The sequence below is a fragment of the Streptomyces sp. E11-3 genome, from assembly GCF_046540415.1.
Lineage (GTDB): Bacteria > Actinomycetota > Actinomycetes > Streptomycetales > Streptomycetaceae > Streptomyces.
Genome location: NZ_JAZGRL010000003.1, coordinates 614554 through 628610, shown reverse-complemented (window position 1 = coordinate 628610; position 14057 = coordinate 614554). Strand labels below are relative to the sequence as shown.

Annotated in this window: 9 protein-coding genes and 2 pseudogenes; 9 read left to right on the top strand and 2 right to left on the bottom strand. The window is 72.0% G+C overall.

Features of this window, described 5'->3' with window-relative positions:
- The first annotated feature begins 51 nt into the window (after nucleotides 1–51).
- The 9 genes and pseudogenes from U9R90_RS32335 (at nucleotide 52) to U9R90_RS32295 (ending at nucleotide 12035) form a co-directional block, all read left to right on the top strand.
- Nucleotides 52–882, top strand: a complete 831-nt coding sequence (locus U9R90_RS32335) for a carbohydrate ABC transporter permease (protein ID WP_411060998.1) — start codon at nucleotides 52–54, stop codon at nucleotides 880–882.
- 78 nt (nucleotides 883–960) lie between these two features.
- Nucleotides 961–2862: pseudogene (locus U9R90_RS32330) on the top strand (CDP-glycerol glycerophosphotransferase family protein); the annotation flags it as partial.
- A gap of 86 nt (nucleotides 2863–2948) precedes the next feature.
- Nucleotides 2949–3320 (top strand): annotated as a pseudogene (locus tag U9R90_RS32325) (CDP-glycerol glycerophosphotransferase family protein); the annotation flags it as partial.
- Between the two features lie 205 nt (nucleotides 3321–3525).
- The gene (locus U9R90_RS32320; RefSeq protein WP_411060602.1) at nucleotides 3526–5058 is read left to right on the top strand and encodes a hypothetical protein; all 1533 of its coding nucleotides are present in this window, start codon (nucleotides 3526–3528) and stop codon (nucleotides 5056–5058) included.
- 57 nt (nucleotides 5059–5115) lie between these two features.
- Nucleotides 5116–6783, top strand: coding sequence for a glycosyltransferase family 2 protein (locus tag U9R90_RS32315; protein WP_411060600.1), 1668 nt, complete (start codon nucleotides 5116–5118; stop codon nucleotides 6781–6783).
- Between the two features lie 99 nt (nucleotides 6784–6882).
- A complete protein-coding gene (galE, locus tag U9R90_RS32310) occupies nucleotides 6883–7869 on the top strand; it encodes a UDP-glucose 4-epimerase GalE (protein ID WP_411060598.1) in 987 nt (328 codons plus the stop codon).
- A gap of 127 nt (nucleotides 7870–7996) precedes the next feature.
- Entirely contained in the window at nucleotides 7997–10141 is a 2145-nt protein-coding gene (locus U9R90_RS32305; protein WP_411060596.1) for a CDP-glycerol glycerophosphotransferase family protein, read from the top strand.
- Entirely contained in the window at nucleotides 10060–10356 is a 297-nt protein-coding gene (locus U9R90_RS32300) for a CDP-glycerol glycerophosphotransferase family protein (RefSeq protein WP_411060594.1), read from the top strand. The genes U9R90_RS32305 and U9R90_RS32300 overlap by 82 nt, the downstream gene beginning before the upstream one ends.
- Nucleotides 10353–12035, top strand: a complete 1683-nt coding sequence (locus U9R90_RS32295) for a glycosyltransferase family 2 protein (protein WP_411060593.1) — start codon at nucleotides 10353–10355, stop codon at nucleotides 12033–12035. The genes U9R90_RS32300 and U9R90_RS32295 overlap by 4 nt, the downstream gene beginning before the upstream one ends.
- Before the next feature lie 61 nt (nucleotides 12036–12096).
- Here U9R90_RS32295 and U9R90_RS32290 read toward each other — a convergent pair whose 3' ends face one another.
- Entirely contained in the window at nucleotides 12097–13641 is a 1545-nt protein-coding gene (locus tag U9R90_RS32290; protein WP_411060591.1) for a hypothetical protein, read from the bottom strand.
- Nucleotides 13622–14032 carry a GtrA family protein gene (locus tag U9R90_RS32285; RefSeq protein ID WP_411060996.1) on the bottom strand — a complete coding sequence of 137 codons (411 nt, stop codon included), beginning with the start codon at nucleotides 14030–14032 and terminating at the stop codon, nucleotides 13622–13624. The genes U9R90_RS32290 and U9R90_RS32285 overlap by 20 nt, the downstream gene beginning before the upstream one ends.
- Between the last annotated feature and the right edge of the window lie 25 nt (nucleotides 14033–14057).

Below are 14057 nucleotides of genomic sequence, written 5' to 3'. Positions count from 1 at the left end.
ACCACGCCCGCCCCCACCCTCACGCCCACCGCCCGCACACTCGCCGCCCGAATCGCCACCCGCACCGGCGGCGGTGTGCTGCGGCTCTTCCTGATCCTGGTGGGCCTGTTCTGGCTGATGCCGACCTTCGGGCTGCTGCTGTCCTCCCTGCGCTCCCCCGAGGACATCGGCGCGAGCGGCTGGTGGAAGGTGTTCACCGAGCCCTCGCAGCTCACCGTCGACAGCTACCAGAACCTCCTGGAGAACGAGGCCATCACGGACTCCCTGCTGAACACGGTGCTGATCACCGTGCCGGCGACGGTCCTGGTGGTGGTGATCGGCGCACTCGCGGGCTACGCCTTCGCCTGGATGGAGTTCCCGGGCCGGGACTGGTGGTTCCTGGCCGTCGTCGGACTGCTCGTGGTGCCGGTCCAGGTGGCACTGGTGCCGATCGCCGGGCTCTTCGGCGACATCGGCATCTTCGGCTCGGTCATGGGCGTGGTCCTGTTCCATGTGGCCTTCGGACTGCCCTTCGCGATCTTCCTGCTGCGCAACTTCTTCGCGGAGATCCCGCGCGAGCTTCTGGAGGCCGCACGTCTGGACGGCGCCGGTGAACTGCGCCTGTTCGCGCGGGTCGTGCTGCCGCTCGGCGGACCCGCGATCGCGGCGCTCGGCATCTTCCAGTTCCTGTGGGTGTGGAACGACATGCTGGTCGCGCTGGTCTTCGCCAAGCCGGAGAACCAGCCGATCACGGTCGCCCTGCAGACCCAGGTACGGCAGTTCGGCAACAACATCGACATCCTGGGCCCCGGCGCGTTCATCTCGATGGTGGTCCCGCTGATCGTGTTCTTCGCCTTCCAGCGGCAGTTCGTCTCGGGGGTGATGGCGGGCGCGGTGAAGTAGGCGAAGTGGGGCGTAACCAACACACCACCAGGGCGGTTTCCACGGGGATATATGCCCGTGTCGACCCATGGATGCATCTTGCCCCGGTTCAGTGTCATCGTCCCCGTGCACCAGGCGCAGGCACAGCTGCCCGAAGCCCTGGATTCGGTGCTCCAGCAGTCCTTCACGGACCTGGAGTTGATCGCGGTCGACGACTGCTCACCGGACGCGTCCGGTGAGCTGATCGACGAGTACGCGGCCGCCGACCCCCGGGTCAGGCCCGTGCACCTCAAGGAGAACGTGGGCCCGGGCCGGGCCAGGAACGCCGGGCTCGCCCAGGCCCGCGGCGACTATCTGCTGTTCCTGGACGCCGACGACGTCCTCACACCGGGCTCCCTGTACGCCATCGCGGACCGCCTCAAGGAGTCCGGCGGCCCCGACGTCCTCGCCTGCGGCCACGCGCGCGTGCACTGGACGGGCAACGCGGTACGCGACCCGTACGCGGGCCAGCTCACCGAAGAGGGCCCGGCGCCCTTCCCGCTGACCGACCGGCCGGGCCTGCTGAGGGTGCTGCCGCTGGTCCGCCACCAGGCCTACCGCCGCGAGTTCATCGAGCGCGAAGGCCTCACCTTCCCGCCCGGCTCGTACGAGCACGGCCCCTGGACCTACCCGGCGCTGCTGGCGGCCGAGACGATCGCCACGCTCGACCGGGTCTGTGTGCACCACCGGCAGCGGCGCCGGGGCGCCATCGCGAGCACCGTCAGCGAGCAGCGCACCGACCTCTTCGACCTCTTCGACCAGTACGAGCGGGTCTTCGCCTTCCTCGAAGCGCGCCCGGAGCTGGCGCGCTGGCGCCCGGTCGTCTTCCGTCAGATGGTCGACCACTACTGCTCACTGTTCACCTCGGCAGACCGCCTGCCGCGCGGCGAGTTCCTCAAGCGCGCCCGCGCCCACTACCGCCGCTACCGCGCCCCCGGCCCCCGGCTGCCCTGGCGCGACCGGCCGCGCCACACCCTCGTACGTCTGGGTGCCCACCGCACGTACCGGGCCCTGTGGACCGCGCGACGGCTGAAGGACCGGCTGCGCGGCCGCGCCAGGGCCGCGTTCCGCGGGGTCCGCGCCGCCCTGCTCCGGATTCACTACCGCATCCAGCTGCGCCTTCCCGTACGCGACTCCTACGCGGTGTTCGCCGCGTACGACGGCCGCGGCCACGGCTGCAACCCGGGTGCCATCGAGGAGAAGGTCCGCGAACTGGTCCCGCGCGTACGCACCGCCTGGATCGCCGACCCCGCCCACCAGCACACGATCCCGACGGCCACCCGGCGCATCACCCCCGGCTCCGCCGCGTACTGGACGGTGCTCGCCCGCGCCAAGTACCTCGTCAACAACGTCGACTTCGACCACCGGCTGGTCAAGCGCCCGGGCCAGGTGCTGGTCCAGACCCAGCACGGCACCCCGCTCAAGCGCATGGGCCTCGATCTCCAGGGCCGCCCGGCCGCCGCCCGCGACACGGACTTCGGCCGCCTTCTCGCGGGCGTCGACCGGTGGGACTACGTCCTGTCGGCCAACCGCCACTCCACGCTCACCTGGGAGCGGGTCTTCCCCTCCGGCTACACCACGCTCCCGTACGGCTATCCGCGCAACGACCGCTTCCAGAGCGCCCACGCCGAGGAGGTGGCCTACCTGCGCGAGGTGCTCGGCGTCCCCGAGGGCTCGATCGCCGTCCTGTACGCGCCGACCCACCGCGACTACCGCCGCGACCAGCACAGGACCCTGGACCTGGAGCGGCTGCGGCGCTCCCTGGGGCCGCGCTTCACGATCCTCGCCCGCGCCCACCACACCTACGGCGCCCCGCTGGTGAGCGAGGCCGCGGCGGGGCTGCTCGACGTCTCGGACCACCCGAGTGTGGAGTCCCTCTGCCTGGCCAGCGACGCCCTGGTCACGGACTACTCCTCGCTGATGTTCGACTACGCCAACCTGGACCGCCCGATCGTCATCTACGCCGACGACTGGGATGTTCGACTACGCCAACCTGGACCGCCCGATCGTCATCTACGCCGACGACTGGGAGGTTCGACTACGCCAACCTGGACCGCCCGATCGTCATCTACGCCGACGACTGGGAGGCGTACGAGGCCGCCCGCGGCACCTACTTCGACCTGCGGGCCTTCCCGCCGGGCGCGGTCGCCCGCAGCCAGGACGAGCTGATCGACATCTTCGCGACCGGGCACTGGCGCGGCTCGCGCTCGGCGCAGCTGCGGGCCGCGTTCCGGGAGCGGTTCTGCCCGTACGACGACGGGCGGGCCGCCGAACGCGTCGTACGCCATGTGTTCCTGGGCGAGCGGGCGGGCCTGCCGCCCGTGCTGCCGCTGGCCGACCGCCGCCCGGCGCCGTGCGGCGTCCCGGGTTCCGTGGTCCCGGCACCCGCGGGCGCCATCCGTTCGGGCGAGTCCGGGTAGGAACCCCGGCGGAGCGGTTAGACGAGACGTGTACGCGCGCCGCTCGCTCGCGGTGCGCCCCGTCTCCGCCGCGCGAAAGGCCCGCCATCGTGCCGTTGCCCGCCGTCGTGCCGTTGTCCGCCATCGTGCTGTTCCCCACCGTCGGCTCGGAGCACTACGGTGACACCGTGCGCGGGTTCTCCCTCTGCTTCCGTGGGGCGCTCCGGTGAGCACACACACCGCTCAGCGCCCCGGACCGCGCGGCGCGACCGCCCTGCTCGGCGGTCGCCGCTCGCTGCGTCCCAGTCCCTACCTGGTATTCGGCACCCTGTTCTGGGTCGTGCTGACCGCGGCCGCCTGGCGGCTGCCGATGTGCTGCGACTTCGGGCAGCACGCCGCCGTCGTGGAGCGGCTCAAGGCCGACCTGCTGAACCCCGCCCACCCGACGGCCGACCTGCCGGGCGACGGCAGCGCCTACTACTCGCCGTACGCCGTCGCCCAGGCGCTGTTCGCCAAGGCCACCGGGCTCGCGGGCTGGCAGGTCGTCAAGCTGAGCGGCACGGTCAATCTGCTGATCCTGCTGACCGGCATCGGGCGGTTCGTCAGAATCCTCTCCACGCGCGCGTGGGCGCCGGTGTTCGCCCTGGTGTTCATGGTGCTCCTGTGGGGCACCCAGACCGCCTGGTGGAGCGGGTACCTCGGGCTGATGTCGATGGCCGGGCATCTGAACTACCCGAGCACCTTCGCCATCGGTGTCGCCTTCTGGATCTGGGCGCTGACCGGCCGCCTCGCGCGCGACGGCGGCACCCTGTGGGCGTACGCGGGGCTCGGCGTCCTGTGCGCCCTGGTGCTGCTCGCCCACCCGATCACCTCGGTGGCCGCGGTGATCGGCGCGGTGGCCCTCGTGGTCGGCCTGCAGCGCGACCTGCGGCCGCGCGCGTTGGCCCGGTGGGCGCTGACCGGCGCGGTCGCGGTGGTACTGGCCGCGTCCTGGCCGTACTTCAGCGTCTTCTCGCTCGTCGGCGACTCCAGCGTGGACTCGCTGCACCGGCAGCTCTACTTCGGCATGGCCGAGCGCTACTGGCTGGCCCTCATCGCGCTACCCGCCCTGTGGCTGCGGCTGCGGCGCTCCCGGCGCGACCCGCTGGTGCTGATGTTCGCCATGGAGTGCCTGGTCGTGGCGTACGGCTGGTTCAGCGGCCACTACACCTACGGGCGCATCCTGGGCCTCACCCTGGTGCCGCTGCAGTTCGCCCTGGCCATCGAGTTGGCGCGGCCGCGCCCCTGGCCGCCGAGCCAACGCGTGCTGGCACCGGTGGCCGCCGGGGCGGTGTGCCTGGGGTTCTTCAGCGCGCACGCCGGGGCGGTGGTGCCCCGCTCGCTCGACCCGATCGGCTTCGACCAGCCGCCGCGCTGGGACGAGTACGGCTGGGCCGCCCGGCACATCGGCCCCGGCGAGGTCGTCCTGACCGGCAACTACCGCCATCTGCGCACGATCGCCGGATACGGGCCCAACCTGGTCGCCCCCGCCTGGCCCGACGCCTCGCTCGACGAGCGCGAGCGCCAGCGGCGCAAACGCGATGTGACGGCGTATCTGGAACCCACCTCCACGCGCGCGGAGCGGGACGCGATCGTCCGCCGCTACCACGTCCGCTGGGTGCTACTCGACCGCTCGCAGCGGGTGCCCGAAGAGGCGGTCGTAGTGGCCTGGGGACCGCGGACCGGAGATGTCCTGGCACGCGTCGGAGTGCCCGATTAGCCCTTATTCTGACGTCTTTATGGGGATAAGAACATCTGACGGCTAATATTCCGACTTATGGAGACCGTCCCGCCTCAGCGGCCCCAGGTGTGTGTCGTCGTCATCGGCTACAACGACGCGGCCCATGTGGCCGAAGCGGTGCATTCGGCGCTCACCCAGGGCCCGGCCGTCAGCGAGGTGATCGCCGTCGACGACTGCTCGACCGACGGCAGCCCCGAGCTCCTGCGGCAGCTGGCGGCCGCCCATCCGCGGCTCAGGGTCGTCGCCCGCGGCGTGAACAGCGGCGGCTGCGGCACCCCGCGCAACGACGGCATCGACGCCGGCTCGGCGCCGTATCTGATGTTCCTGGACAGCGACGACATCCTGCCGCCCGGCGCGGTCGACGCGCTGCTCACCGCCGCCACCGAGCACGCCACCGAGGTCACCTCCGGACTGTGCGTACGCCGTGAGCTGCCGTCCGGGCGCGAAGTGCCCTGGCAACCGGAGCTGTACGACAGGCCCGCGATCGTGCGGCGGCCCGCCGACCGGCCCCGGCTCGTGTACGACACGCTCTGCGTCAACAAGCTCTACCGGACCGACTTCCTGCGCCGCCACGCGATCCGCTTCCCCGACGGCCCGGTCGTCTACGAGGACTTCGTCTTCACCGCGCGCGTCCTCGCCGCCGCCCCGCGGATCGCGCTGATCGCCAACCCGGTCTACGTCTGGCACGTCCGCCGCTCGGCCGCCCGGCTGTCCCTCTCGCTCGACCGGTCCGGCATCGACAACTGGCGCGCCCGGATGGACGCGCACCGCCAGGCGGTGGAGATCCTTCGGGACGCCGGGGAGAAACAGCTGGCCAGCGCGGCGTCCGCCAAGTTCCTGGAGCACTGCCTGCGGATGTACCTGCGCGAACTGGACGCGCACGGCCCGGATTACCAGCGCGAGTGGTGGAGCCTCACGCGCGCGTACCTGGAGACCTTCGACACGGCCGACCTGGATCGGGCCCCCGCACCGGGCCGGACGATCGGCCAGGTGCTGCTCGCCTCACCGGAGCCGGTCGACCTGCCCCGGCTGAAGCAGCTCGCCGCCCGCCCGGCCCGGCTGCTGCCGCCGTACGCGCGGGCCGCCGACGGCACCCCGATCTGGTCCGACGCGCTCCCCGAGGTCACCCTGGAGCATCTGCTGGTACGCCCGATGCGGCTGCTGCCCCTCGCGGTCGACGCGGAACTGCGGCCACGCACGCGTACGTCCGTACTGACCCTGAGGCTGCACGAGCTGTACGGGCGGGTGGCGGCCGCGGGGCCCACCACGGTCGATATCGAGCTCCAGGCACGCCACGGGGGGCACCCGGGGCTGCGGAGCACGGCGACCTGGTCCGCCGCGCCGACAGAACCGAACACACAGAACACAACGAGCACACCGAGCACACCGGATACACCGACGGGGCCGGACGCCACCTGGACCGCCCAGGTGCCACTCGACCTCGGCGCCCTCACATCCGGCGCCTGGCACCTGCGCCTGAAGCTGCGGTTCGCGGACGGTACGGTGCGCGACAGCACGGCGCGCGCGGTGCCGGGACCCGGTCTGCTGCGCCGCCGCGCCCTGCCGAACCTGCACCACGGCGCCCTGCTCGTCCATCCGTACGCGACCAACTCGGGGAACCTCGCGGTGCGCCTCGCCCCCGGAATGCGGGGGGTCGTGGGAGTGCTGCGGCGCAGAGCGAGGAGACTGCTGGGCACGGGGTGAAGCCGGAACCCCTCGGCGGCACCACACGTTGAACGGCGGGAGACCGGTCCGCCGACAGAGCGACCACAGCAGACCCAGACACGACGGAACAGGGTGACCATGACCTGGCTGATCACCGGCGGTGCCGGCTACATCGGGGCGCACGTCGTCCGCGCCATGACCGAGGCCGGCGAGCCGACGGTCGTCTACGACGACGTGTCCACCGGCATCGCCGAGCGCATCCCCGCCGACGTGCCGCTGGTCCGGGGTTCGATCCTGGACCGGGAGCGCCTGGACCGCGCGATCGCCGAGCACCAGATCACCGGCGTCGTCCACCTCGCGGCGAAGAAGCAGGTCGGCGAGTCCGTCGAACTGCCGCTGCGCTACTACCACGAGAACGTCGAGGGCCTCAGGACCCTGCTCGCCGCGGTCGTCGCCGGCGGGGTCCCGTCCTTCGTCTTCTCCTCGTCGGCCGCGGTCTACGGCATGCCGTACACCGAATCGGGCCTGGTCACCGAGGACACCCCGTGCGCGCCGATGAGCCCGTACGGCGAGACCAAGCTCGCGGGCGAGTGGCTGGTCCGCGCGGTCGGCAAGGCACACGGCATCGCCACCGCGTCGCTGCGGTACTTCAACGTCGCGGGCGCAGCGTCCCCGGAACTGGCCGACACCGGCGTCTTCAACATCGTGCCCATGGTCTTCGAGAAGCTCACCGAGGGCGCCGCGCCCCGGATCTTCGGCGACGACTACCCGACCCCGGACGGCACCTGCGTACGCGACTACATCCATGTGAGCGACCTCGCCGACGCCCATGTGGCCGCGGCCCGCAAGCTCGCCGCGACGCCGGGCCACGACCTGACGGTCAACATCGGCCGTGGCGAAGGCGTCTCGGTCCGCGAGCTGGTCGACCTGATCGGCGAGGTCACCGGCCACCACATCGCCCCCAAGGTCACCGAGCGCCGCCCCGGCGACCCGGCGAAGGTGGTCGCCGCCGCGGACCGCATCACGGCGGAGCTGGGCTGGAAGGCGAAGCACGACATGCGCGACATGATCACCTCGGCGTGGGCGGGCTGGGTCCGCCTCCATCCCGAGGCCGCCCGCGACTGACACACCGACACATGACCTGAGCCACCCCCCACTCGCGCAACCCAATGCGGACATTTCTCCTCTGACTGACCAAAGGTGCCTTATAGACTGAAAAGACGGATATGACGACGAAGGAGCGCCCTGCCCCATGCCCAAGCTCAGCGTGATCGTGTCCGGCCGCGACATCCAGGGCCATCTGCGCGAGTGCCTGCGAAGCGTCGCCGACCAGTCCTACGGCGACCTGCAGGTGATCGTCGCCGTCACGGGCGACAGCTCCCGCGCCCTCGCCGAGTCCCACACCGCGAGCGACCCGCGCTTCACCGCGCTGCCGCTGCCCGACGACACCACCCCGGCAGCCACCCGCCGCGCGGGCGCGGACGCCGCCACCGGCGACTGGCTGCACTTCCTGGACGCCAAGGACAGCCTCCCCGCGGGCGCCACGGCGGCCATCGCCCAGCGGCTGGACGAGCACACGGAGACACCCGGCGCACCGGAGCAGGGCGCCGGGGCCCCCGACGTCCTGGTCTTCGACCACGTACGGGCCTACTGGTGGGACCCCGCCCGCCCCAGCCTCGACACCAAGGTGCTGGCCCAGCCCGGCCGTGCCGTCTTCGCCCTGGCCGACTGCCCGGTGCTGCTGGAGCTCGCACCGCTGCTCGGCAACCGCGTCCTGCGCGCCGACTTCCTGCGCGCACACGCCGAACTGCTCACCGCGGGCGACGCGCTCTACACCGCGTACGCCACGCTGCTGCTCGCCGACCGCATCGCCTGCCTGGACCAGGTCGCTCTGACCGACCGTCGGCTGCGCCGCGCCAGCCTCCCGCCGCCCAGCCCCGAAGAGCACTTCGCGCCCTTCGCCGCGTACGCGCGACTGCATGAGCTGGCCGCGGCCCGCCAGGCGCCACCAGGACTGCGTACCGCGCTGTACGAGCAGATGGTCGGCGACTATCTGCGCGTCATCGCCAGGCCGGGGCAACTGCCCGCCGACCTCGCGCCCGAGTACTTCCACCGCGCGTCCGAGCACGCCAACCGCTTCCGTCCCGACGGCTACCAGCGGCCCGAAGGACTCGACGGCGTACGCCACAGCCTGCTTGAGCACGACCAGTTCACCCGGTACAAGGCGCTGCAGGCCGCCAACGGCAAGCGCCGCGCGGTGCAGTCCACGCTCGCCGCCAGGAAGCGCAAACTGAGCGCCAAGGTCCGCGACCACCGCTACCGCAGAGCCCTGTCCCGCCCTGTCGACCCGGACCTGGCGGTCTTCTCCGCGTACTGGGACCGCGGCGTCGCCTGCAATCCCGCCGCGATCGCCGCGAAGCTGCGTGAACTCGCGCCGCAGGTACACCCGGTGTGGGTGGTGAGCCGGGACCGGGCCGCGCTGCTGCCGCCCGGCACGGACCACGTCATTCCGGGCACCCCCCGCTATCTGGAGGTGCTGGGCCGGGCCAAGTTCCTGGTCAACAACGTCAACTTCCCGGGCTTCCTGGTCAAGCGCCCCGACCAGGTCTTCGTCCAGACCCACCACGGGACCCCGCTCAAGCGCATGGGCCTGGACCAGCGCGAGTTCCCCGCCGCCGCCAAGGGACTCAACTTCCGCGCGCTGCTGGCCCGTGTCGACAACTGGGACTACAGCCTCTCCGCGAACAGCCACTCCACCCGCATGTGGGAGCGCGCCTACCCCTCGCACTACACCCCGCTCGACTACGGCTATCCACGCAACGACGTCTTCCACCGCGCCGACGCCGACCACATCCTCGCCGTACGCGAACGGCTCGGCATCGCCCCCGGCAGGACGGCGATCCTGTACGCGCCGACCCACCGCGACTACGAGGCGGGCTGGACCCCGCGCCTGGACCTCGCAAGGCTCAGCGCCGACCTCGGCGAGGACACCGTGCTGCTGGTGCGCGGCCACTACTTCTACGGCGGCGCCGCCTCGCCGCTGACCCGGCTGCGCCGCAGCGGACGCGTTATCGACGTCTCCGCGTACGACCCGGTCGAGGACCTCCAACTCGCCGCCGACGCGCTGGTCACGGACTACTCGTCGATCATGTTCGACTACGCCAACCTGGACCGCCCGATCGTCATCTACGCCGACGACTGGGATGTTCGACTACGCCAACCTGGACCGCCCGATCGTCATCTACGCCGACGACTGGGAGGTTCGACTACGCCAACCTGGACCGCCCGATCGTCATCTACGCCGACGACTGGGAGATGTACGTCAAGGCCCGCGGCGTCTACTTCGACCTGCTGTCCGAGGCGCCCGGCCAGGTCGCCCGCGATCAGCAAGAACTGACCGGGATCTTCACCTCGGGTGCCTGGCGCGACGAGACGGCGGCCAAGCTGCGCGGCGCCTTCCGCCGCCGCTTCTGCGAGTTCGACGACGGGCACGCCGCCGAGCGCGTGGTGCGCCACGCCTTCCTCGGCGAGCGCACGGCCGACCTGCCGCCGATCGTGCCGGTCGACGACCGTACGCCCGCACCGACCCCGGAAGAGGCCGCCCGCCGATGAGCACCACGACGCCCGATCCGACAGTCAACGCGCCCGATGTCACCCCGCCCGACGTCACCGTCACCGTGATCGTCTTCAACGACGCCGAGCGGCTGCCGCGCGCAGTGGCCTCACTGCGCCGCCAGACCCACCGCAACATCGAGATCATCATCAGCGACGACCACTCCAGCGACCGCACCCCCGAGGTGGCGAGGGCGCTGGCGGCCGAGGACGCGCGCATCCGCTACCTGCGGCTCCCGGAGAACAGCGGCGGCTGCAGCGCCCCACGCAACCGCGCCATGGACCTCGCGCGCGCCCCGTATCTGATGTTCCTCGACAGCGACGACGAACTCCCCGCGGGCGCCTGCGAACTGCTCCTCGCCGCCCACCGCGAAGAGCGCATCGACTTCGCCATGGGCCAGGTCGAACGGGTCCGCGTCGACACCGGCGCCCGCTCCACCTGGATGCCCGACCTGGTCGCCGAGCGGCGCACGGTACCGGGCATCGAGGCCGAACCACGCCTGCTGTTCGAGCACCTGTCGACCAGCAAGATGTACTCCCGCGCGTTCCTGGACCGGCACGCGCTGCGTTTCCCGGAGGGCATCCACTACGAGGACCAGCTGTTCTCGGCGCAGGCGTACTGCCTGGCCGAGGCCTTCACCATCGTGCCGGAGCCGGTCTACCGCTGGTACATCGAGCCGTACGCGGCCGCCGACGCCGCCTCCATCTCCAACCAGCGGCACAAGATCGCCAACGTCCGGGACCGTATCCACGTCCAGAAGCTGATCGACGCCTTCCTCACCGACGGCGGGCACACCGCGATCCGCGAGGACAAGGACTACAAGTTCCTGAAGCACGACTTCCGGATGTACGCGGGCGACCTGCCGTTCCGGGACGAGGACTGGCTGCGGGAGTTCGCCGACACGGTCAACCCGTACCTCGCCGAACTCTCCCCCGGCGCCTACGCCCGGCTGCCCCGCTCCGAGCGCGTGACCCTCGCCCTGCTGCGCGAGGACCGGCTCACAGAGGCCGCGCTCGCCGCCCGCGGCATGGGCCACGGCGTCGCCCCGCGCGACACGGTCACCGACTCCGACGGCCGCGTCTACTGGGGCGACCGGCTGCCGGAAACCGACCAGGGCCGCCGCGAACTCGACCTCACCGGCGAGGCGCTGGACACCCGGCCGTTCGCGGGCGCCCTGTTCCGGCACGAGATCACCCGGGTCGCGGCCGGGCCCGGCGCCGCCGTCGACCTGGACATCCGCAGCTACGACCCGGGCCTGCAGCTCGCCGTCGGCCCGCACCGGGCCGCGCTGCACATCGCCCCGGCGGGCCGCCGCCTCACCGCGTACTTCCGTATCGACCCGGTGCGCCCCGGCGTCTTCGAGGGCACGGTCCGCCTCGACCTGGCCGCGGCCGCCCTGCCCGTGTACGGCTTCGACGGCGTACGCCACCCGGTCCTGGAACTGGAGGAACAGCGCCAGCGCAACAGCGGCCTGCTGCTCGCTCCGCTCGACTTCACCCCGCTGACGGCCGTCCTGCACGCCCACCGGGTCACCGTCGAACCCGAGGGCCGCGGCTCCGGCCGCCTCCAGGTCCGCTGGTCCCCCGCAGGGCCGCTGGTGAAGGCGGTACGCCCACTCGCCGACCGCCTCGGCGGGCTGCGCAAAGGGGCGGAGTTGATGGCCGCGCTGGCCCGCTAGGGGCGGAGCTGGTGGCCGCGCTGGCCCGCTAGGGACGGGACCGGTCGTCAAGCACCGGGACTCAGCCGGTCGTCACTTCGTAGAGCAGCTGCCCGTCGGGCCCGGCGGCCACCAGGCGCAGCGCCGGGTCGTCGGCGGGCAGTCCGCCGTCGCCCGGCTTGGCGAGTACCCAGCGCACCCCGTAGCTGTGCAGGACCGCGAGCCGGTCCTGGCGCGAGCTGTCGGGCGCGTAGTAGCGGCGGACCGCGTCCTCGCGCTGCCGCTCGTCGGGCAGGAAGAAGTCCGGATAGCCCGGTGCCACGGTGTAGGGGCCGTACGCCGGGAGCATCCGCGCGGCACGGCCCTCGGCCATGACCGTGTCGCCGTACGGCACCCAGTGGGTGATCCAGTGGTATCCCTGCCAGGGCTGGCGGACCTTCTCCCGTACGGACGTGGCCAGTACGTCTCCTCGTACGACGTAGCCGAGCGTCCCGGCCTGGGTCCAGGCGCCGGCCAGCAGTGCGACGCCGGTGACCGCGGCGAAGGCGTTGCGGACCAGCCTGCCGCCGCCGTCGACCATCGCGAGCGCGGCGGCCAGCTGCGCGGGGATGAGCACCGCGGGCAGAGCGCGGCCCCAGGACCAGTGGCCGGTGAAGCCGCCGGCCGCGACCATCAGGGCGCCCAGGGCGAAGAAGACCACCAGCGGATCGCGCCGGTCCCGCCGCCACCGCAGGGCCAGCGCGGCCACACCGATCAGCGCGAACCCGAAGTGCGGCAGCAGGTCGTGGTAGAGCGGGCGGTGGATCTCCTCCAGGCCGCCGACCGTGAGCAGCGGGAAGAACGCGTAGTACGGCCACGCCGCGAGCAGCGCGACGCCGAGCGCCAGACCGCCGCCGAGCCGCCACCAGGTCCCCCGCCCCGGCCAGGGCCGCGCGGCGAGCAGCACACCCAGCGCCCCGAGCGTCGCCACGACCCCCGAGAACTGGTGGCTGAGCAGGATCACCGCCCACAGCACCCCGAGGCTGAGGAAGACCGGCCAGGAGGCGGTCGCCCGCAGGGCCTTGCGCAGGAGCGCCCAGAAGTGGAAGGAGAGCGCCAGGGCGAAGGTACTCGGGTACGCGACGACCAGCGCGAGCGAGCCAAGGCCGAGGAAGCCGCTCCACTCGAAGAGCCGCGGACCCCACAGCAGCAGCACACAGAGCACCGCCAGTTCGGGCGCGGCCCGGCGGGTGCTGAGCGTACGGGTGAAGTGCCAGATGCCGCTGAGCAGCAGCGCCAGGCCGACCAGCGCCGCGAGGCGCAGCACGATGAAGGTGCCAAGGCCAGTCGTCTTGGCGACGGCGCCGAGCAGCAGCATCCACGGCGAGTAGTACGGGCTCACGGTGTCCGCGTCGACCATCGGGTTGCCGGGGTCCAGCAGGTCGGAGCGGAGCCGTTCGATGGTCGCCGCGTGCATCCCGAGGTCGCCGATCCAGGGCAGCCGCACGATCACCAGGAGCAGCAGCACGGTCAGCAGCAGGACCGCCGAGCGGGCCACCGCACGCGCGGGCGTGGAGTCCGCGGCCGGCTCCGGGGGCGCGGGCGGGGGCTGCCGGTCGGCGGCCGGCTCAGCGACGAGCCGTGTCATGCGGGAAGACCCAGGTCCGGTAGACCAGGAAGCGGAACGCGGAGGCGAGCAGGATGGCAAGCGCCTTGGCGACGTTCGAGCCGAGCGGGCCGTCCATGCCCAGACCGTGGTACGCGGCGTAGAACAGCCCGCTCTCCACGGCCACGCCGATCCCGCTGAAGGCGAAGAAGAGCGCGATCTGCCGCTTGGTGCGCGTGGACCGGTCCCGGTAGGCGAAGAACCGGAATCCGAGGTAGTTGGTGCCGATGGCGACACAGCTGGCGGCGACGGTGGACGTCATCGGCCCCAGGCCGAGGCCGTGCAGCAGCAGGTTGAAGACGAGGAAGTTGACGCCGACCCCGCTGCCGCCGACGACGGCGAACTTGACGACCTCCGCGCCCAGCCGCCGCAGCCGTGCCGCTCCGGCGCGCCGCGGG